This is a genomic window from Halomonas sp. SIMBA_159 (assembly GCF_046536035.1).
Classification (GTDB): Bacteria; Pseudomonadota; Gammaproteobacteria; order Pseudomonadales; family Halomonadaceae; genus Vreelandella; species Vreelandella venusta_A.
In genome coordinates, this window is record NZ_JAWJBT010000036.1 from 1 (window position 1) to 20,102 (window position 20,102).

General features: G+C 55.2%; 25 protein-coding genes. 15 read left to right on the plus strand and 10 right to left on the minus strand.

The window, feature by feature from the left end; genetic code table 11:
- Positions 1-100 precede the first annotated feature (100 nt).
- The 4 genes from R0J87_RS17635 to R0J87_RS17650 form a co-directional block, all read right to left on the minus strand.
- Positions 101-868 (minus strand): amino acid ABC transporter ATP-binding protein, encoded by a 768-nt coding sequence (locus R0J87_RS17635; RefSeq protein WP_498887815.1) that lies wholly within the window; start codon positions 866-868, stop codon positions 101-103.
- Complete coding sequence (locus R0J87_RS17640; protein WP_498887784.1) at positions 861-1,526, minus strand: amino acid ABC transporter permease; 666 nt, start codon at positions 1,524-1,526, stop codon at positions 861-863. Before R0J87_RS17640 ends, R0J87_RS17635 begins: the two co-directional genes overlap by 8 nt.
- A 38-nt stretch (positions 1,527-1,564) precedes the next feature.
- Positions 1,565-2,206 carry an amino acid ABC transporter permease gene (locus R0J87_RS17645; protein WP_498887786.1) on the minus strand — a complete coding sequence of 214 codons (642 nt, stop codon included), beginning with the start codon at positions 2,204-2,206 and terminating at the stop codon, positions 1,565-1,567.
- 97 nt (positions 2,207-2,303) lie between these two features.
- Positions 2,304-3,110: a transporter substrate-binding domain-containing protein gene (locus R0J87_RS17650; protein ID WP_498887788.1), complete on the minus strand. Its 807-nt coding sequence runs from the start codon at positions 3,108-3,110 to the stop codon at positions 2,304-2,306.
- A 343-nt stretch (positions 3,111-3,453) separates the two neighbouring features.
- Here R0J87_RS17650 and R0J87_RS17655 point away from each other — a divergent pair, with 343 nt between their 5' ends.
- The 6 genes from R0J87_RS17655 (at position 3,454) to R0J87_RS17680 (ending at position 9,761) form a co-directional block, all read left to right on the plus strand.
- Entirely contained in the window at positions 3,454-4,962 is a 1,509-nt protein-coding gene (locus R0J87_RS17655) for an aminotransferase-like domain-containing protein (protein WP_498887790.1), read from the plus strand.
- A 139-nt stretch (positions 4,963-5,101) separates the two neighbouring features.
- On the plus strand, positions 5,102-5,872 hold the full coding sequence (locus R0J87_RS17660) for a sulfite exporter TauE/SafE family protein (RefSeq protein WP_498887791.1): 771 nt from the start codon (positions 5,102-5,104) through the stop codon (positions 5,870-5,872).
- Positions 5,873-5,972: 100 nt separating this feature from the next.
- Positions 5,973-6,740 carry a Rossmann-fold NAD(P)-binding domain-containing protein gene (locus R0J87_RS17665; protein WP_498887793.1) on the plus strand — a complete coding sequence of 256 codons (768 nt, stop codon included), beginning with the start codon at positions 5,973-5,975 and terminating at the stop codon, positions 6,738-6,740.
- 13 nt (positions 6,741-6,753) lie between these two features.
- Complete coding sequence (locus R0J87_RS17670; protein ID WP_498887795.1) at positions 6,754-8,193, plus strand: aminotransferase family protein; 1,440 nt, start codon at positions 6,754-6,756, stop codon at positions 8,191-8,193.
- Positions 8,194-8,338: 145 nt separating this feature from the next.
- Positions 8,339-8,539: a gamma-glutamylcyclotransferase gene (locus R0J87_RS17675; RefSeq protein ID WP_498887817.1), complete on the plus strand. Its 201-nt coding sequence runs from the start codon at positions 8,339-8,341 to the stop codon at positions 8,537-8,539.
- 277 nt (positions 8,540-8,816) lie between these two features.
- On the plus strand, positions 8,817-9,761 hold the full coding sequence (locus R0J87_RS17680; protein WP_498887796.1) for a tetratricopeptide repeat protein: 945 nt from the start codon (positions 8,817-8,819) through the stop codon (positions 9,759-9,761).
- 14 nt (positions 9,762-9,775) lie between these two features.
- On the opposite strand, the gene R0J87_RS17685 is transcribed toward R0J87_RS17680, so the two are convergent.
- Complete coding sequence (locus tag R0J87_RS17685; protein ID WP_498887798.1) at positions 9,776-10,939, minus strand: MalY/PatB family protein; 1,164 nt, start codon at positions 10,937-10,939, stop codon at positions 9,776-9,778.
- Between the two features lie 39 nt (positions 10,940-10,978).
- On the opposite strand from R0J87_RS17685, the gene R0J87_RS17690 reads away from it, so the two are divergent.
- Complete coding sequence (locus R0J87_RS17690; RefSeq protein ID WP_498887799.1) at positions 10,979-11,410, plus strand: hypothetical protein; 432 nt, start codon at positions 10,979-10,981, stop codon at positions 11,408-11,410.
- Positions 11,411-11,413: 3 nt separating this feature from the next.
- Here R0J87_RS17690 and R0J87_RS17695 read toward each other — a convergent pair whose 3' ends face one another.
- Positions 11,414-11,773 (minus strand): hypothetical protein, encoded by a 360-nt coding sequence (locus R0J87_RS17695; RefSeq protein ID WP_498887801.1) that lies wholly within the window; start codon positions 11,771-11,773, stop codon positions 11,414-11,416.
- Positions 11,774-11,903: 130 nt separating this feature from the next.
- On the opposite strand from R0J87_RS17695, the gene R0J87_RS17700 reads away from it, so the two are divergent.
- The 5 genes from R0J87_RS17700 (at position 11,904) to R0J87_RS17720 (ending at position 14,665) form a co-directional block, all read left to right on the plus strand.
- A complete protein-coding gene (locus tag R0J87_RS17700; RefSeq protein ID WP_498887803.1) occupies positions 11,904-12,710 on the plus strand; it encodes a hypothetical protein in 807 nt (268 codons plus the stop codon).
- 70 nt (positions 12,711-12,780) lie between these two features.
- Positions 12,781-13,188, plus strand: coding sequence for an acyl-CoA thioesterase (locus R0J87_RS17705; RefSeq protein WP_188637493.1), 408 nt, complete (start codon positions 12,781-12,783; stop codon positions 13,186-13,188).
- A 36-nt stretch (positions 13,189-13,224) separates the two neighbouring features.
- Positions 13,225-13,527, plus strand: a complete 303-nt coding sequence (locus R0J87_RS17710) for a hypothetical protein (protein ID WP_139528238.1) — start codon at positions 13,225-13,227, stop codon at positions 13,525-13,527.
- 12 nt (positions 13,528-13,539) lie between these two features.
- Complete coding sequence (locus tag R0J87_RS17715) at positions 13,540-14,061, plus strand: DUF501 domain-containing protein (RefSeq protein WP_498887805.1); 522 nt, start codon at positions 13,540-13,542, stop codon at positions 14,059-14,061.
- Between the two features lie 58 nt (positions 14,062-14,119).
- Positions 14,120-14,665, plus strand: a complete 546-nt coding sequence (locus R0J87_RS17720; protein ID WP_498887807.1) for an LOG family protein — start codon at positions 14,120-14,122, stop codon at positions 14,663-14,665.
- 49 nt (positions 14,666-14,714) lie between these two features.
- Here R0J87_RS17720 and R0J87_RS17725 read toward each other — a convergent pair whose 3' ends face one another.
- Both R0J87_RS17725 and R0J87_RS17730 read right to left on the minus strand, forming a co-directional pair.
- A complete protein-coding gene (locus R0J87_RS17725; RefSeq protein ID WP_404344655.1) occupies positions 14,715-15,221 on the minus strand; it encodes a hypothetical protein in 507 nt (168 codons plus the stop codon).
- A 38-nt stretch (positions 15,222-15,259) separates the two neighbouring features.
- A complete protein-coding gene (locus tag R0J87_RS17730) occupies positions 15,260-15,754 on the minus strand; it encodes a tetratricopeptide repeat protein (RefSeq protein ID WP_311063578.1) in 495 nt (164 codons plus the stop codon).
- A 249-nt stretch (positions 15,755-16,003) separates the two neighbouring features.
- Between R0J87_RS17730 and R0J87_RS17735 the strand changes: the two genes are divergently transcribed.
- Positions 16,004-17,035 carry an NADP(H)-dependent aldo-keto reductase gene (locus R0J87_RS17735; RefSeq protein WP_498887809.1) on the plus strand — a complete coding sequence of 344 codons (1,032 nt, stop codon included), beginning with the start codon at positions 16,004-16,006 and terminating at the stop codon, positions 17,033-17,035.
- A 92-nt stretch (positions 17,036-17,127) separates the two neighbouring features.
- Entirely contained in the window at positions 17,128-17,907 is a 780-nt protein-coding gene (gene yaaA, locus R0J87_RS17740) for a peroxide stress protein YaaA (RefSeq protein WP_498887811.1), read from the plus strand.
- Between the two features lie 2 nt (positions 17,908-17,909).
- Here yaaA and R0J87_RS17745 read toward each other — a convergent pair whose 3' ends face one another.
- Positions 17,910-18,485: an isochorismatase family protein gene (locus tag R0J87_RS17745; RefSeq protein ID WP_498887813.1), complete on the minus strand. Its 576-nt coding sequence runs from the start codon at positions 18,483-18,485 to the stop codon at positions 17,910-17,912.
- Positions 18,486-18,627: 142 nt separating this feature from the next.
- Between R0J87_RS17745 and R0J87_RS17750 the strand changes: the two genes are divergently transcribed.
- Complete coding sequence (locus tag R0J87_RS17750; protein ID WP_404464941.1) at positions 18,628-19,485, plus strand: Tim44 domain-containing protein; 858 nt, start codon at positions 18,628-18,630, stop codon at positions 19,483-19,485.
- A gap of 125 nt (positions 19,486-19,610) precedes the next feature.
- Here R0J87_RS17750 and R0J87_RS17755 read toward each other — a convergent pair whose 3' ends face one another.
- Entirely contained in the window at positions 19,611-19,799 is a 189-nt protein-coding gene (locus tag R0J87_RS17755) for a hypothetical protein (RefSeq protein WP_044630706.1), read from the minus strand.
- Positions 19,800-20,102: the final 303 nt, after the last annotated feature.

Consider the following 20,102-nt stretch of genomic DNA (forward strand, 5'->3'; position numbering starts at 1 on the left):
CCGGCACAAGTGTTCCTGGGAGAGTATTCAGGAGCGCTGGAAACCGCGGGTGCTGCGCTTAATGTTTGAATTCAGGAGTTATGACTACTCATATGAAATATCAGCTGGCCTTATCCAGCTCAAGGAACCGCCTAACCCGTTCACTACCAGGATTATTAAAAAACACATCCGGCGCCGATTTTTCAATAATGATTCCCTTGTCCAGAAACACCACTTGATCTGAAACGTTACGGGCAAAATCCATTTCATGCGTGACGATAATCATGGTGTAGCCTTCCTGCGACAGGTCACGCATCACCGACAGCACTTCACCTACTAACTCAGGGTCTAGTGCGGATGTGGGTTCGTCAAACAACATGACCTTAGGTTGCATAGCCAGCGCACGCGCAATGGCGACCCGCTGTTTTTGTCCACCAGAAAGCGTGCACGGATATGTGTCCGCCTTTTCTGCCATTCCTACTTTTTGTAAGAACCCCATACCACGTTCCCGAGCTTCCTCTTTTTTCAAACCTTGAACATAGATGAGTGCTTCGGTCACATTTTTGAGTACCGAAAGGTGCGGCCATAAGTTGAATCCCTGAAAAACCATGCCCAGCTGAGTGCGTACTTTGGCCAGCTCTCGTCGAGTCATCGGTTTGCTGGAGTCCTCACGGACCCCGATACGCTCTCCGTTAATACGTATCTCGCCCCGGTCAGGCACTTCCAACCAGTTGATACACCTTAGCAGTGTGGACTTGCCTGACCCCGAAGAACCCAGAATACTGACCACCTCGCCACTGCTAACATCGAGACTGACATCCCTGAGGACTTCTGTACCGTCAAAACTTTTGGATAGATTGTTAATGCTAACTTCAGAATATTCAGGCATTGCTAAAACCTCTTTTTTCACCAAGGCGCCCAAGCAGGCGGATGCTTTGCTCAAGCATTAAACTGATCGCCCAGTAGAAGCCAATCACCACAATAAAGGCCTCCATAGGGATGAAGTAGGTGCTTGATAGGCTATTAGCAGCAGCCGTTAACTCCCTCACGGTGATGATCACCAGAAAGGCTGTGTCCTTAAGCAGGATAATCAGCTGGTTTCCCATCACCCCTCTGGTGCGGAGAACGAGTTGCGGCAATATAATGCGTATGAACATGGACGGACGTGAAAACCCCAGCGCCGTTGCGGCCTCTTCCTGACCACTGGACAAGGTGACCCGGCTGCCACGTAAGATTTCGGCAAAATAGGCACCATGATAAAGAATCAAGGCTGACACACCCGCCTGCCAGGCACTTAAGCGTATTTCCAGACTGGGTAGACCATAATAGAAAAGGTACGCCAGAATCAGAAAAGGCAGCATGCGCATACCATCAATGAAAATGCGTAGTGGCGTCTTCAGCCGAGGCCTGGCGCCTTCCATCATAAAGACGAGCAGGCTTCCCAATAAAAAAGCAGCAATCGCGGAAATGACGAAGATGGTGACGGTATTTCCAAACCCTTGCCAGAACACATCGCGGGACGACCATAGAATTTCCCAGTTGCTCATACTCCCCCCCCTGACACATCAGGCATTAATACAATGGCTTACATAGCTAATCGGTTTGCCTTACGCTCAGCGATCCGCTGACCCCATACCAGGAATCCGATAATCGCCATATACAATAGAGCGGCTGCCAGAATCGGCGGCAAAGGATCATAGGTCACCGCTGAAATACGGTTGGTCACACGTGTCAAATCAACAATTCCGATTACCGCAATGGCGGGGCTGCCTTTCACTAGAAAAGACATTTCGTTGACGAGGTTAGGCAAACTGGTGATCACCGTTTGAGGTAGCATGATGCGTCGAAAATACGTCCAGGGTGTCATCCCCACTGCCATCGCGGCTTCACGCTGGTCATTAGAAAAGTTGTTAAAGGCTGAGCGCCAGATTTCTGCATTGAACGCCGTAGTATTTAGCGTCAAGGCCATGATGGCCGCCACATTGCGATCCAGGTTAATACCGAAGGTAGGGCCTGAGAGAAAGATAAACAGCACAAGGGTAACCAGCGGAGTGGCTCTTGCCATACTGATATAGGTGCCCAATAGCTGATGTATGAAAGGCAACCTTGCCAAACGTATCAGGGCAATAATGAGGCCCAGTACCACACCAAGTGCAATAGAGACGGCAGATATCCAGGCTGTTGTCCATGCTCCCTGAAGCAACAGCCCCCAAGCGCTACTATCCATGATCGAGACCCCTCTTTGTGTCACAGGAACCCGGCCTTAAGCCGGGTAGCCCGCTAGCCATTGGCGTTAAAGACTCGTTCATTAATGATACTGGCAGTTACATGCCAGCCATTTGATGAAACTCTTCAACACTCATTATTGGGGTAGTAGGTAGTTCCTCGAACGACTCACCAAACCAGGTTTCTTGTAGTTCGTACAAGCGGCCTGACTCTCTAAGGTGAGCCATGAAGTCCGTCAGATAAGCAAGAAGTTCAGGGCTATTCTTGGGTACCGGCCAGGCAACAAACCCCGGCCCGGATACCGCCTGCCCCGCTTCGAATACATCACCACGCGTACTTATAAGATCATTTACAGGTACCGCCGAATTGATGACGTAATCCAGTCGACCATTGGCAAGGTCAGCATAGATTTCCGGGTAGGCCTCATACTCCATGACATCTCCCAGCTCACCGCCGGTTTCTTCAAGCATGGCCTCCAGCTCAGGCAAACGGCTTAGCAGAACACTCCCCGCTTGCACGCCAACCGTCATACCATCAAGGTCCGCCACACTGTTGATACGGTCATCGCCTGCGCGCTTAACGTAAAAATGCTGTGCCGAGGCAAACGGTGGCGCGTAATTGAAGACCCGCAAGCGCTCATCCGAAACCGATGCTCCGGTAATTGCCACGTCGTACTGGCCGTTCGACACGGCAGCCAACAAGCCTGTCCAGGGCAGGATTTCCTGACGAATTTCAAAGTCAGCGTACGCTTCAAGCTCGGTCAGCACATCTTCGATAAAGCCATCCGGATCACTGCCATCCATGAAGTTGAACGGCGCATAGTTATCTTCAGTGGCAACACGCATGTAACCACGCTCCTCGATTTCCGGAAGATCTGCCGCCAGCACCATCACAGAGGCACTCATGGCTAGGCTTCCTAGGGCTAGTACAGCGCCCCTTCTGAAGGCTCTAGGCATCGTTGATGCGACGAGCTTACGGGTAAGTGATTTATCAATAAGAAGATTAAAAGGCTGCATGGTGAATTCTCCGCAAGACGCCTGCTCAAGGCATTGTTCAATCAAGCTGCCAGCCGCCATGGACACGCTGACCGTGCCACTACCTTAGAATTTTCGTCACCATCTGCTTAGAGCCAGTTACCTGACAAGATATGGACAGTTTCATGGCACGCATCATGCATGGGCATAACGGGCTGTCGCCCGAGAAGGCAGCGTTGCTGCATGCAACAGTGTTACGGAAAGGAGTGACCCTATGATTCTCGGCTTAACACTGCACAAAGACACAGACCGCTGTCTGCAGGAACAACTGAGGTCAGCACTGCTTGATGCCATTCATTCTGGCAGCTTGCCTGACAGTGAGGCTCTGCCCTCGTGCCGCAAGCTCTCCAAGCAACTCGGGGTATCTAGAAACACTGTCGCTATCGTGTATGAAACGCTTGCTGATGACGGCTATATCATCAGCCGACCACGCAGTGGCTATTATCTGCACCCGAACTATCATTTCGACCATTCATCGGGGAAAGCGTCACATCGACCGCCACAGAGTTCCTCTTGCCAAAACAGGATACGGCATCACGTCAATGCAACTACCACTGATCATGCACCACTATGGAACGCCAGACTCAAGCAGCGTCCTAGCCATTTTGAAGGCGTATTAAAGCCAAGCAACTGGCACGCTTACCCTTACCCCTTCATATATGGCCAGCTAGATCCACAACAGTTTCCACTGTCACAATGGCGTGGCATTACTCGGCGGCTGCTGGGCGCCACCCGAGAGAAAAGTTGGCTGAATGACTGCATTGATCAGGACGACCCTTTGCTGATCGAGCAGTTGCGCCAGCGTGTCCTACCTCGAAGGGGCATCTTTGCCAGAGAGGATGAAATTCTAATCACCCTAGGCTCGCAGAATGCGCTTTTTCTACTTTCTCAGCTCTTGCTGGACTCACACAGCCATGTCGGCATGGAAAACCCAGGGTATAAAGAAGCTGCCAATATTTTCCAGCATTGCGGTGCGCAGCTGGTATTCCATGATGTTGACCGAGAAGGCATGGTGATTGATCAACTATCAAGCCAGTGTGATTACCTCTATGTGACCCCCAGTCATCAAGTTCCGACCGGTGTTAGGATGACGCTGGCTCGTCGCCGAGCGCTTGAGGCGCAAGTGATGCGCCATGATCAAGTCATTCTAGAAGATGACTATGACGCAGAACTGCATGGTGACAAACAAGCTTTGCCCGCCATGAAAGCTGGCTCTGTGGGTCATCGCGTCATTTATTTCAGCAGTTTATCCAAAGCATTTGCGCCAGGCCTGCGGCTTGGGTATGTCGTTGCCGACGCTGAACTCATTAATGAAATGCGTGCGTTGAGGCGGCTGATGTATCGTCATCCACCAGCGAATATTCAACATCAAGTTGCTCAATTCATTGCTCAGGGGTATTACGAGAAGTATCTAAGAACACACATCGACGACACCGACCGGCGCCGGGACATTTTGCGCGAAGCACTACAGCGCCATATTCCGGACCTTGCCTGCTGCAGCCATTCCAGAGCCAGCGCCTTCTGGATGAGCGCTACTCCTGACATAGATACACAGCGGCTTGCTTGGCAGGCCGCTCAACAGGGTGTATTGATTGAACCCGGATTTCAGCACTTCTTTGATGCGGCTCCTCCGCGCCACTTTCTGCGCCTTGGGTTCCAAGCCATAGCCCAGCGCCAAATCGTACCGGGGATTACAACCCTGGCTAAGGTGCTGGCACGTTAACTTGGCTTGATCATGCCCCTATCTCAGTTATCACCTGCTGAACAGCGTCATGTCACATCGGCCACGCGCAACTGGCCCTAAACCTCAGACACTATTCCCCGCTAAGGTCATAGACCACGTCACTGAGGGGAACCACATCATGACAGACGTCCACTGGCTGCTACCGGGAACATTGCTGGCACTTCTTGCAGGCGGGGTTCGCGGCTATACCGGCTTTGGCTTTGCCATGACGTTGGCACTGGGGCTGCTCTGGTTCCTTCCCCCGCTACAAGTCATTGTAGTGGTACTGATGCTGGATATTTTGGGCGCTTTAGGGCTGGCCCGGCGCGCCTGGAAAGCGGCAGACAGCACACTGCTGGCTCGCCTAGTACCCGCCATGTTTGGCATGTCTTTACTGGGCACCCTCGTGATGACATCGCTGCCTTATCACGCTGCCAAACTGCTTATTGCAGGGCTTTGCCTGATCGGCGCTGTGGCGACGTTTTTACCCACGGGCCTTATAAGCCGCTCTCGCAGACGCGACAAGGCCATGGCGGTTCCTGCCGGGGCGGCGTCAGGGTTAGCCATGGCAGTGGCATCTGCCGGTGGGCCTCCTCTAATGCTTTATCTGATGCACACCACACTGGATGCCACCCAAGCCAGAGCAACCGCCATCGTTTTTTTTATCGCGGCCAGCAGTACAGCACTGTTCGGTTATAGCTTTAACGGTGCCGTGCCCTTATCAGCCTTCATCATGACTGGCGTGTTATTGCCTGCTGCACTGATGGGCGCCTGGTTAGGGCAGTACTGTTTCCACCGCTTTCCACCCGTTTCGTATCGTAAAAGCGTCAGCCCGCTACTGATCGTGATGGCGCTATGGATTCTGGTGAGTGAGCTGTGGCCAGGAGCTTCCGGCGCTGCAATGCCGTAAGGCGATGTGCGGATTCACCGAGGGCGTTAGGTTGCTATTCAGGCACTTGTCCGCAAGAGCCACTGTGTATTTATCGTTTTGTGAACTCAAGGAGATATACATGCCCGTCATTTTTATTACCGGTGCAACATCCGGATTTGGTTTGGCAACGGCCAGACGCTTTGCACAGGCAGGCTGGTCACTGGTACTGACTGGCCGTCGGGAAGCGCGTTTGAACGCCCTGAAAGAGGAGCTTGCTCAATATTGTGCCGTTCACACTCTGACACTGGACGTATGCAACCGTCAGGCCGTCCAGAATGCGGTAGCGACCTTGCCAGCCTCCCACCAGTCGGTTCAGGTGCTAGTCAACAATGCTGGGCTGGCGCTTGGTACCGAGCCTGCCCAGGCCTGTGATTTCGATAACTGGAAACAGATGATTGATACCAATATCGCAGGATTGGCCAGCATCACCCATGCCCTTCTTCCCATTCTGATTGACCATGGCCGGGGCGCTAGCATCATCAATCTAGGTTCGATTGCCGGGCGCTGGCCGTACCCTGGCGGCAATGTCTACTGTGGCACTAAGGCATTCGTCGATCAGTTCTCTCACGCCCTACGCTGCGATCTCTCCGGTACCGGCGTGCGCGTTACCAACCTAGCCCCGGGCCTTTCAGAAAGTGAATTCACGCTAGTACGCACAGGCGGTGATCAGCAAGCTTACCAACAACTCTATGAAGGCGCTGAGGCCATACAGCCGGAAGATGTTGCAGAGACCATTTTATGGCTGGCTAATCTGCCCGCTCATCTAAACATCAACCACCTTGAAGTCATGCCAGTGACCCAATCCTGGTCACCCTTTTCTGTTTATCGTCAAACACAAGATACCTAACCAGGAGCACATCATGATAAAGCTGACAGAAAGCACACCGACAGCACAGCCAGAAGCCTGCGAGCTGGAAGACCTAAAGAATCAGGATCAACAGCATGTTTGGCACCATCTGACGCCTGGAGCCGCAGCGGCAAAGGGTGTCCCTATGTTTGTACGCGGTGAGGGGCTTCAACTCTGGGACAGTGACGGCAATCAATACCTGGACGCTTCGGCCGGAGGGGTCTGGGTAACCAATGTCGGTTATGGGCGCCGTGAAATTGCCGATGCCATGTACCAACAGCTGCTGGAACTCAACTATTTCGCCGGCTCCATGGCTAGCAAACCCGCCACTCGGTTTGCCACTCGCCTACTGGAAAAGATGCCTGGGTTCAGCCGGGTGTATTATTCAAGCTCAGGCTCCGAGGCCAATGAAAAAGCCTTCAAGATGGTACGCCAGATCAGTCAAAAACATTATCAAGGCAAAAAACACAAGATACTTTACCGCGACCGCGACTATCACGGTACGACCATTGCCACACTAAGCGCATCCGGGCAGAACGAAAGACGCGACCACTTCGGGCCTTTTGTGCCTGATTTTATTGCTATTCCACACTGCTGTGAGTATCGCAATCAGTACCCAGATGCCGAACACTATGGGCTGCGTGCCGCCCAAGCGCTGGAAGACGTTATCCTACAGGAGGGCCCAGACACCGTCGGAGCAGTGATTCTTGAACCGATTACAGCTGGCGGAGGCATCATCCCCCCCCCTGAAGGATACTGGCAGCATGTCAGCGACATTTGCCAGCGGCACAACGTACTGCTGATCATGGACGAAGTCGTCTGTGGCCTGGGGCGTACAGGCGCATGGTTTGGTTACCAGCATTTTGGCATTCAGCCAGACATAGTCACTATGGCCAAAGGGGTTGCGTCTGGGTACGCGGCCATTTCGTGCACCGTCACCAGCGAGCACGTTTACGCCCTTCTACAGGAAAGCGAGGGAGATACTCTGGGCTATTTTCGTGATATCTCCACCTTCGGTGGCTGTTTAGCGGGCCAGGCAGCCGCATTAGCCAACCTGGAAATCATTGAGCGCGAAAATTTAGTAGATAACAGCGCCCGTATGGGCAAGCGGCTATTAGACGGTTTCCGCACATTAGCTGAACACTATCCGATGATAGGCGACGTCAGGGGGATGGGACTTTTTGCAGGTATTGAGCTGGTGGAAGATAAAGTCACCAAAGTTCCTGTTCATGAGCGTATTCCCACTGCCATTGCCGCCGAATGTAAGCAGCGTGGGCTACTGATTGGTCGAACCAACCGTAGCATGAGCGGCTATAACAACATTCTCAATTTCAGCCCTGCTCTTATCGCTAGCGAAGGAGATATTGACAATATTGTGCGTATTCTGGATGACGCTATGGCCAAGGTATTTAATCAGCACGCCGCATGGGCTTCACCCAACGATAAACTTTAATCACTTATAGTCTTTAATCACTTTCTGGAGAGCTCCCCATCTGTCTCAACCCGTCTTGAAGAGACCGATGGGGCGGTAACCGCGTCTGACTGTGGCTAAGATAGCATCCCCAGAAGCCATTTTTATGGATTAATTACAACGTGATATAGCACAGTGCTACCGTGTTGCGGTATATGGCACCTTGAAATGTGGACAACGCAACCATCACTGGCTGGAAGGCGCTACGCACCTAGGCCATGACTACCCCACCGCACTAACAATGTATGACCTTGAACCTTACCCAGGCGCCAAACTAACAACCTCTCGCGGTGCATTGATTGAAGTTTATGTGATTAGCAGCGAATAGCCCCCTCTAATCGATCAGCAGGAAGAGCCCTGCCATCACGCCCCTCTAGCAGGCACCTACCACCGTGCAGTTTTTAATACCCGGCACGGTACCGCTTGGAGCTATCTCTACAACCCCAACGTCCAGGAGGAAGCACGCATCCAAGATGGGGGGCGAAGTACTAGCGCGTCTAAAGCTTCGTCAGGCTCGGTGCTTTATTTCCCTCACATTCCTTGAATCCCTGCGGGATTGCCTGCATATCATGGGTAACCTTTTTTATGCGATGCAGAGTTTACCCATGTCCATTATTGATCCCCGTACCGGCAACCCGATGACTGCAGACCCTGCTGCGAGCAGTAACGCGCCAGCCGGTGGCGAGCGCCCTAGCGTAACTCGAGAAGAGGTCGTTATTGAGCTCAACGCAGGTAACATTCAGCAGGTACTGGAAGCCTCTATGCAGGTGCCGGTGCTGATGGATTGCTGGGCTCCCTGGTGTGAGCCGTGCAAGAACCTGATGCCGGTGCTTGAGAAACTGGCGGTGGAGTATGCAGGCGCCTTCTTGCTGGCAACGCTGGATGTGGAAGCCAACCCAGAGATCGCCGGGCAGTTGGGCGTGCGCTCGGTGCCTGACGTGAAGCTCATTAGCCAAGGCGGCTTAGTAGATAGCTTCCAGGGCGCACTGCCTGAGAAAGAAGTGCGTGAATGGTTGAACCGCTACTTCCCTGCGCCCGGCGACGCGCCGCCCAGCCCCGAAGAGCAGGCGGAAGAAGCCTTGAGCGCTGGCGATGCCGCAGGCGCGCGGGAGATTTATCAAACGTTGATCGGCCAATACCCCGAACACTACGCTTACCAAATTGGCTTAGCCAAAACGTTGGTCGCTGAAGGGCGCGGTGACGATGCGCGCAGCGTGCTGGACAATTTACCGCCAGAAGAGCGCGATGCCGCACCTGCTCGCGGCGTTCGCGCCAGCATCGAATTCAGCGAACAGGCGCTCTCTGTTGAAGAGATTGCCGCGCTGGGTGATCGCACCGACAGCGAAGCCCAGTATCAGCGTGCGCTACGCCAAGTGGCCGATAGCCAGTACGACGCTGGCCTAGAAGCCTTGTTGGCGCTAATGAAGCAGGACCGCGCCTACAACGACGACGCGGCCCGCAAAACGCTGCTACAGGTATTCGATGCGCTAGGGGCAGACCATCCTCTGACCGTCACCTACCGCCGTAAGCTGTTTGCCCTGCTCTACTAGCACAACCGCCTATCTTACGCTTTTAACAGCGTATCCAGCCGTGCCAACGCCGCTTCCAACTGGGAAGCGGTGGTTCCAAAGTTCAAGCGCACAAAGCCAGGGCAGCCAAACGCGGCCCCGTCGGACAGCGCCACGCCCGCCTGTTCTAAGAGCGTTTGTGCCGGGGACTCTCCCAGCCCTGCTTTACGCATATCCAGCCATGCTAAATAGGTCGACTCTGGCGCGCTAAGCGATACGCCAGGCCATGTCGCCACACGCTCCTCCAGCACCCTACGGTGGCTACGTAGCACCTCTAACAGCGCCTGACGCCAAGGTTCGCCGTCACGGTAAGCGGCCTCCGCGGCAACTAACCCCAGCACATTACCATCGGGCAGAAAGCCCTTGGTGGCGGCGGCAAAGCGTTGGCGAAGCGCAGCATCGGGAATCACGGCGCAGGCGCTGGTGAGCCCGGCTAAGTTGAAGGTTTTCGACGGTGCCCATAGGGTAATCGTACGTTTAGCTAGCTCAGGAAACATGGCCGCCAAGGGCTGGTGGCGTGCCCCTTCATCCAGCAGCAAATCACAGTGCAGCTCATCGGAAACCACCCATAAGTCATGTCGCTCAACTATGGCAGCCAGCTGTTCTAGCTCGCGGGACGCCCAGACGCGACCGGTAGGATTATGCGGATGGCACCAGAGCAGTAGCCGCGTTTGTGGCGTAATGGCCGCCTCCAGTGCGGCTATATCCAGCTGCCAAGGCTCGCCAGGGGCCGCTGGCTCGGCTAACATCGCCTGTTGCGCTAGCCGCCCAGTGCGCTCGGCCACGGCCAAGAACGGTGGATAAATGGGCGCAATGGTGAGCACGCCCTCTCCCGGCTGGGTCAACGCCATGGCAGCAAGGTGAAGCGCAGGCACCACGCCCGGCAGCCACTGCTGCCATTCGGGCTCAATGGGCCACGCATAGTGGCGGGCACTCCACTGGCATAGAGCATCGGTAAGCGAGGCGGGCACTTCTCCGTAACCGTAAACGCCGTGGGCCACCCGCCGCTGGAGCGCATCGATCACCGCAGGCGGCGAGTGGAAATCCATATCAGCGACCCATAACGGCAGCACATCCGCCGCATAGCGGTGCCATTTTTGAGAGGCGTAATGTCCTTCTGGGGCGCGCCGCTCAACGGGCGTGGCAAAATCAAACGCCATGACAAATCTCACTTATTTCCACAGGAGTAGACACTGAGCATGCCGCAAGATGACTTTTATACCAAGATGCGCGCGGGCCTATCGGCGCTGTTGCGGCAGTGGCGCTCGTTAGGGCAAGCCGATGCCGACCAGCTCGCGCTGATTTTAGCCGAAACCGCCCGAGTGGCGAAGCTCGGCACGCCCGATGCCACGCCCAGCGGTGCCACGCTAGAGCAGTGGAGCCAGGACCAGCAGGGCGAGATGCCGCTATGGGCACCGCGCACTGCCGTCTTCCTGCTGAATCAGATGCCCGCCCGGCCAACGCCGCAAAGCGATGAAGAGGCCTGCGCCTGGGCGTACTGTTGGCTGCGTAACCGCTCGTTTGACTCCCTCGACGCTGCCCAGGCCGCCTTGCCTGCCCACTTAGCGACCCCCCTCGCTGACGCACTGGAAGCTGCGTGGCGTGACCAGCAAGGGCTGCGGCTAGTGTGAGATTTAGTGCCGCTTGCGCACCGGTGATTTCGGTTTGAAGCCAGGCGGCTTCGTCGCCAGCCAGTCGACAAAGGCGCGGATGTCCGCATCCGCCATCAGCGCCTCTATTGTGGCAAACCGGTCCGCGAGTTCACGCTCGCTATATAAGCGATGAATATGCTTATGGCAGGGGTGGCAGAGCCACACAATCGCGGTTAAGCGCTCTTCGCGGCTGTGGCGCTTTTGATAGCGCGGCTTGTTATGCAGCGTTTTGGGAATGAGGTGATGTTTGGTCAGCGGTGACTCCCGCTGGCACAGTTCACAGCCATTGGGTTTAGGGGGTGGGGAGAGCGCATGGGCGCCTGAGTCTGACGAAGGGGTCACGATAAAATGCCTCAACGACTAAACGGTGATAAAGGCTCATTGCGCTGCCTGTCAGTAGCGTCTTTTTAGCAGCGCCTTTTTTGGCAGCATCATGATAGTAACCACATAATAAAGGTAAGGAAAACGCCTCATGGTAGACGTTCCGCTCACGTGGCAACTGGCAAAGCTTGGCCTCTCTATCAGTATGGTGCTTGGCTTAGGCACCATTGCTGTTCGCGCAAGCCCGCGCGTTGCAGGGCTTTTGTCAGGCTACCCCTTGGGTACTGCGCTGGCGCTGTTTTTCATTGGCTTAGAGATATCGCCCACCTTTGCTACCCAAAGCGCGGTGCACACGCTGGCCGGGTTTACCGCCACCATGGCGCTAGGGGCTGGTTATTTACTGACCGGCCGACGGCCTGGCGTTAAAGGCATCGTGAGCGGCGTACTAGGCGGTTTTGCCGCGTGGCTGGCGGTCAGTACCCTGCTGGCACAGTTCAACTTTACTCGCCTCAGCGGCACGCTGGTCACCCTGTGTGCGATTGTAGTGTTTAGCTGGCTGTTCCGACGCATCCCCGATGTCAAAAGCAAGGCGAGTCGCGCCTTTTCATGGCCTGCGCTCGCGGCACGCGCGGGGCTTGCCACGGTGATTATTTTTGCCATTACCCGTATTGCCCACTGGCTGCCCCCTGAGTGGGCAGGCACGCTGGCCGCGTTCCCTGTCACCATGCTGCCGTTTTTGCTCATTCTGCATTTCAGCCATGGCCATGCCCCTGTCGCAACGGTCATTAAGCATTACCCCATGGGTCTTGGATCGCTATTGAGCTACACCCTGTGCGTTTCGTATACCTACAGCACGCTAGGGCTTTTATGGGGAACGCTGGCGGGCTTTCTCGCCGCCACCCTGTGGCTACTGGGCTGGATGCAGTTAACCGCTTGGTATCAGCGCCGTAACGCTTGACCAAGCGCTCGCTTGGGTTAATTCTGGAGCAGGTCTCATACCGTTAACCGCCAATAATAAGGAGAGCGCCATGTTCACTCGCACCATTGAGCCTGCTTTTTACGACACCGATGCCTTAGGCCATATTAACAACACCCGCCTGCCGGCATGGTTTGAGCTTGCCCGCAACGATCTGTTCAAACTGTTTACGCCGGATCTTAACCCCAAACAGTGGCGCTTGATCATGGCGCGCATGGAAGTGGATTACCGAGCTGAACTGTTTTACGGCCACGATATCGAAATCCGTACCTATTTAACGCGCCTCGGCAACAGCTCGTTTACGGTCACCCAAGAAGCGCGGCAGCATGGTACGCTAACCAACCTAGGGCATACGGTGATGGTGCAGTACGACCATCAAGAAAAGCGAGCCGTGCCTATTGAGGGCGCGCTACGCGATGCGCTTGAGGCGCATTTGGACACCGCAAACGCCCCGGCTTAATATTTTCCCGCCTGGCGGGGCATTCCAGGAGCACCCATGGCTATCCGCTATAATCTCTGGATTGATCCTGACAACACGGCGCAGCACCGCGCCGTGGAAGCTGACCTTGAGCGCTACTTTATGGAGCGCTTCGCCGATTACCCGCATATCCGCTTGTTCGGCGCAGACCCCTACGATTATGATGCCCCGTTCAATCGACTTTACGACGTGCTAATGGCCCGCGCGGCCGAGTACTGCGAGGAGAAGTGGCGCTATGTAGCGTCTCCCGAGCAGCTCAACCGCTGCTTCTTCCGCGCCGTTGGCCGCTCGACTAAATTTGTTCAAGACGACCGAAAGTGAGACTTCTACGCAATGGTAATTCGTACCGACCAAGCACCCGACGAGCGCCAGCTGGCGATTATCACCCAACAGCTCGGGCGAGCACCTCGCGGTATTGAAGCCGTTGCAGCCACAGATGCTAACGGCACGCCGTTAGTGTTGCGCATGGCCCCCATTGTGGATGGCAAGCCCTTCCCTACGCTCTACTGGCTCTGCTCTGATCTGCTGAAGATCGAAATTTCCCGCATTGAAGCCGTGGGTGTTATCAAGTCGCTGGAGCAGCGCCTGCAAGAAGAGCCTGATTTTCTCGCCGCTTACCAGCAGAGCCACCATGACTATGTCGCTGCCCGCTGGCGCTTTATGAGCGATGCCCAGCGCGAAGAAGTGGCGCGCCTAGGCTATACCGATGTGCTTACCGAGCGCGGCGTAGGCGGCATTAGCAACTGGCAGCAGGTACGCTGCCTACATACTCAGTACGCCCACCACCTGTGTGGTAATAATGTGATTGGACAGTGGATGGACGAGCACTACGACGTGCAGCGCTGCCTGGGCTAAATGGCCCCGCTCAGCCACTCGCTCACCTCTTACTCTTCTGCGATAAGGACGCTCCAACATGTCACGAATCTGTGTGTATCTCGGTTCTCGGGAGGGCAACAGTCCGATGTTTCGTCAAGCGGCTCATGCGCTTGGCACCGCCCTGGGGCAGCGCGGCCACACCTTGGTTTACGGCGGCGCGCGCATCGGGCTAATGGGCGAGCTTGCTAACGCAGCGCTGGACGCAGGCGGCAGTGTGATCGGCGTAATGCCAGACCACTTAGTTGAGCGAGAGCAGGCGCATTTTGGCTTAACCGAGCTGATTCGTGTGCCCAATATGCATGAGCGTAAAGCCACTATGGCCGCCAACGCCGACGCGTTTATCGCCCTGCCCGGCGGCATCGGCACCTTTGAAGAGCTGTTTGAGATTTGGACCTGGGGCTACTTAGGACTGCACAGCAAGCCGATGGGCTTATTGGATACCGATGGCTTTTATGCACCGCTGCTCACTTTTCTAGACAGTACGGTCGGCCACGGCTTTTTAGCCCAAACAACCCGCGATATGCTGCTAGACGCCCCCACACCCACACAGCTGCTGGACACCTTAGAAGCGCAGTTAGATTAACCAGAGAACTGGGATCTACACATGGCGGGAGGCAGGGCAGCTTTGAGGGCTATGCTTTGATAGTGAGCGCTCGGGTGCGCTGATAGGTCAACTGAAGCAGGCGGGCATCTTCGCCAGCGCGATGACGATGGATGCCTTGCTCAGCCATCACCGACTCTTTGGTGTCGCTCCACACCGCCTGCTGCTCTTCGCTTAACAGAATGCGCAGTGCTTCTAAGCGAAAACGTGGCAACATGCCTGCGTGGTGGAAGAGCAGCGACAGCCACGTATTATCATATCCCCAGCTGTCGCTATACGCTTTGCCCAGCTCGCGCAGCTCATCATTTAGCCATTGCGCGACCTGACGCACAGGGTGCCCTTCACTCATCAGCCGCTCGCGGGAAATGCCGTGCAGCAGTTCCGCTTTGGGGTCCCAATGCACCCACTCCTCTAACGGCTGAATAAGAAACGCGCAGCAGCTACCGTCGGCACGGGCAATGCCAACTTCAATCGGGTAGCTGCCGCGCCCGAATCCGGACGCTTCAATATCTAGCACTGTGGGTAGCGTCTCGGACACTGACTTCCTCTTTTACGTATCGCAACCTGACGTGCGCATTAGGCGGCGGCCATCTCTACAACCGGCTGACGCTCTGCCACACGCTGCCAGTAATCGGCCTGCTCATTGTCTACCGCTAGGCCCAGCTCACCTAAGCGATAGGCTCGCGCTAAGCGCTCGGCGGCTAAATAGTGGCCTGCCTGCGCGGCACGGGCGTACCAGGTCACCGCATAATCTTCACGGCGCGGATACTGAACGCAGCCGTGCTCATGAATCTGCGCTACCTGATACTGCGACTTTACATCGCCCGCCTGGGCCGCTTCCAGCACATAGCGCGCACCACGAGCTTTATCCTGAGGAGATAAGCTGCGATGAAACAGCATATGCCCATAAATAGATTGCGCATCAGGGTGCCCCGCTTCTGCACACCGTTTAAACAGACGCATAGTAAGACGCTGCGTACGCGGTGAGCGCGGTAGTAACCAACGCGTGTGAAACAGCTGCTCGGCTAGACGAAATTCCAACCGGGTAAACAACGATGATGCCTGCGGCATGGCAAACCACCCTGCCTATCTGTTGAGACTCTCGGCTAACCATCTCACTTGCAGCGACGGCTAACCATACGATAAACCGGCGCTTGGCCGGTCGATGGGCTGGCAAGCATACGCCTGCCTTCGCCATGACTCAACCCTATTGATTTGCTGCTTTTGTAGACCCTCGCTAACATGCCTTCCACACACGGGTATTGGCGATGTTGAGCATCCCCAATACAGCGATTATTTTGCCTTAGCAAGGAGACAATCATGCAAACACGCCCACTGGGTAGAACCGGAATGGAGGTTAGTCGACTCTGTTTAGGCACGATGACCTTCGGCGAGCAAAACAGCGAAGCCGAAGCCCATGAGCAGCTCGACCGCGCCGTCGCTTTTGGCATTAACTTTATCGACACCGCCGAAATGTATCCGGTGCCGCCTAAGGCCGACACTCAAGGGTTAACAGAGTCGTATATTGGCAGTTGGTTAAAAGCGCGCGGCGCTCGCGACGATGTCATTATCGCCACCAAAGCCGCCGGGCCGGGGTTAGATCATATTCGCGGTGGCCCCAAGATGAGCCGCGACCACCTGCATCAAGCCATCGACACCAGCCTTGAGCGACTGAATACCGACTACGTTGACCTTTATCAGTTGCACTGGCCAGACCGTAACACTAACTTTTTCGGCAAGCTGGGCTACACTCACGCTGAGCAAGAAGATGCCACGCCGCTTGAAGAGACACTCTCCGCGCTTAAAGAGCTGGTCGATGCGGGCAAGATTCGCGCCGTGGGCCTTTCTAATGATACGCCTTGGGGCGTTATGCGCATGCTGCAGCTCTCTGATCAGTTGGGCCTGCCACGCGTCGCCTCTATCCAAAACCCGTATAACCTACTGAACCGTTCGTTTGAAGTGGGCTTGGCCGAGATTGCCCATCGTGAAGATGTGGGTCTGCTGGCCTATTCGCCGCTAGGGTTTGGTGTGCTATCCGGCAAGTACCTTAACGGTGCCCAGCCGCCAAAAGGCCGCTTGACGCTGTATGAGCGCTTTAAGCGATATACCTCACCAGAGGCAGAAGCAGCCACCCAGGCGTACGTTAATGTGGCCAAAGAGCACGGGCTCGACCCGGCGCAGATGGCGCTGGCGTTTGTTAACTCACGCAGCTTTCTCACCAGTAACATCATTGGTGCCACGACCATGGACCAGCTGGAAAGCAACCTTGCCAGCGAGAGCCTAAAGCTGGATGAAGAGGTCTTAACCGCTATCGACGATATCCATCGTCGTATGCCCAACCCTTGCCCTTAACGGCTCCTATCGCACTGATAGCCTCGGCCATTGCCGAGGCTTGATATAATCGCCCCATCGGCAATTTTTTGTCACGGCCTTAGGAGCACGCCATGCTGAGCGTTATTTCCCCCGCCAAAACGCTAGATTTTGAAACACCCTCCACGACCAATAACGTCACCCAGCCCGACTTTCTCGACCATAGCCAGCCGTTGATTGATATCTTGCGCGCTTACTCGCCACAGCAGCTTAGCGAGCTTATGGGTATTAGCGATAAGCTGGCGGGGCTGAATGCCGCCCGCTTTGCCGACTGGCAACCACCCTTCTCGCTTGAAAACGCCAAACCTGCGGTTCAGGCCTTTCAGGGGGATGTGTATACAGGGCTGGAAGCGGAGACCTTTAGCGAAGCGGATAACCAGTTCGCCCAGCAGCATTTACGTATTTTGTCGGGCCTTTATGGCTTGCTGCGTCCGCTGGATCTTATTCAGGCGTATCGGTTAGAAATGGGTACCAAACTGCCTAACCAGGCAGGCAAAGATCTTTACGCTTACTGGAAGCCTACGCTCACGAAGGCACTGAACAACGCTCTCGCGGAGAGCGGTTCGAAAGTATTGGTCAACCTGGCGTCCAATGAGTACTTCAAAGCTGTCGATACTAAAAAGCTGGACGCACGCGTCATCACGCCGGTCTTCAAAGATGAGAAGAACGGCAGCTTCAAAATTATCAGCTTCTACGCTAAAAAAGCGCGCGGGTTAATGAGCGCTTGGATCATCCAGCAGCACATTAATGATCCCGACGCGCTAACCGGTTTTAATGTGGCCGGTTACCGTTTTGATGCCGCCGCCTCTGAAGGCGATACGCTGGTCTTCACACGGCGCGAAACTGACCGCTAATATCAGTAGAATGAGACCGCCTGAGCAGAGCGCGGCTTTAAAAAGCGCTGATGCACCTCTTTAAAGGTGGCCGTGTCGCAGCGGTAGAGCCATTCATAGGCTACCATATCCGCCGTTACCGCCACCGCGCCATTGGCACAAGCGCGCTGCCGCGCAAGGCGCGCTTCCTCTGTGCGACGGCTAGCGGTGGCTTCACTTAGCCAGAATACCTCGTACCCCGCCTCCAAGAGCCCAAGCGCGCTCTGCAGCACGCAGATGTGTGCTTCGGTACCACACACCACCACCTGCTTGCGTCCAAGCGCGGCGAGTGCTTGGCTAAACGGCTCCTCTTCCGTCGCACTAAAATGCAGCTTCTGCCAAACCTCGTGTTTTCCTAAGCCATCCAACAGCGCCGGCGCAGTACCGCCTAGCCGTTCGGGATACTGCTCGGTCAGCCATATCGGCACCTGCAATTCATCGGCAATACCAGCCAGCCAAGCAGCCTCCTTAATTGCCGCCTCGCCGCCCTCAATAACGGGCAGCAAACCGGCTTGAAAATCGATCATTAATAAGATGCTTTGAGTCTGATGTAAACGCACTTTCCGCTCCTTTTTTTGTCTTTATAGTGAATCCCACCATCACTCAGGCGAGGCATTACACGGTAAACTGACGCTCCACTATTTTCTATCTGCTTCGTACAGAAGCGTTTGGCATTACCTGCATCCTTATTGGAGAATCAACATGTTAAGGCAATTCTTTGTCATGCTGCTGGTTAGCGTTATGGGCTTTAGCGCCGCCATTGAGCACGCCGAGGCGCGACGGCTAGGCGGTGGTAGCAGTATGGGCAGCGTTTCACGCTCCGCCGACCGGCCCGCCAGCACCCCCGCACAACAGCAGGCACAAGGCGCTCAGCAACAGGGCGCAGGCGCGGCTACCGCTGCCCGCCGTGGAGGTATGGGCGGAATGATGGGAGGCTTGCTCGCCGGTGGCTTGCTGGCAGCGCTCTTCTTCGGTGGCGCGTTTGATGAGCTGCGCATTATGGATCTGCTGCTAATGGCAGGCATCGCAGCGCTAGCTATCTTCGCTTTCCGTGCGTTTATGCGGCAGCGCCGCCCCGCCTCAGCCACTTCTGCAGCAGGCTACCAGCGCGAGCGCCAAGAGACGCAGCACACACCCACTAGTAACTTCACAGCAGCGCCTGGCAGCCTTGCAAGCGGTTTGCAGAGCACGCCGGACTGGTTTGATAAGGAGCGTTTTCTCGGCGGTGCAAAAGAGCATTTCATGACGCTCCAACGCGCTTGGGATAATAACGACTTCAGTCAAATTCAGGAGTACGTAACCCCTGAGCTCTATAACCTATTGCGCCAAGAGCGTGCCGAACAGCCTGCTAATAACCAGACTGAGGTTGTGAGACTGTTCGCCGAACTAGGCGATATTAACGAGTATGATGGCTACGCTGAAGCTACCGTGATCTTCCACGGCGTGTTGGACGAGAACGGCGAGCAAACTGAGTTCAACGAAACGTGGCACCTGACCCGCAGCATGCGCGATCAAGCCCCCTGGTATCTGCAAGGCATTGAGCAAAATCCGGGTGCATAAACCTAGATCCATAGGCACACGATTCAATAAGCCTTAAAACGCAAAACAGCCGCTTTTTAGCGGCTGTTTTTGTATCGATACTCTTTCAAGCTACTCGATAGCATCATGATCAGCGACGGGCTCGCTTAGTCCTCAGCGGACTCTTCAATATTCTCGCCCATCTCTTCCAGGCTATCGCCAGCGTCTTCCATGCTCTCATCGATATTTTCACCAGCCTCTTCCGCGGGGCCTTGATTGTCACAAGCGGCCAAACCGCCCATCATCATTGCCATTAGTAATGCGAGTGCAAGCTTCTTCATTAGTGGGGTACTCATATCGCCTCTCCTCCTGAGATGGTGCTTCAATAATAGGTACCCACCCATACTAGTTGCTCGCCACGCCTACCGCCACCACAGCCTAGTAACTCCTTGTTATTTAATTTCTTAAAACGCTTGTTTCAAGGAAGCTTTGTGCATATCGCTGTATAGATTAGAGAAAGCAAAAAGCCCCGAGCAGGCGGCGCACGGGGCTTGGAGAATGACGGCGCACGTATCGAGCGCGCAACAAAAAACCCAGCCTATTGGCTGGGTTCTTTGCGGTATAAGTGCCTGACGATGACCTACTCTCGCATGGGGAGA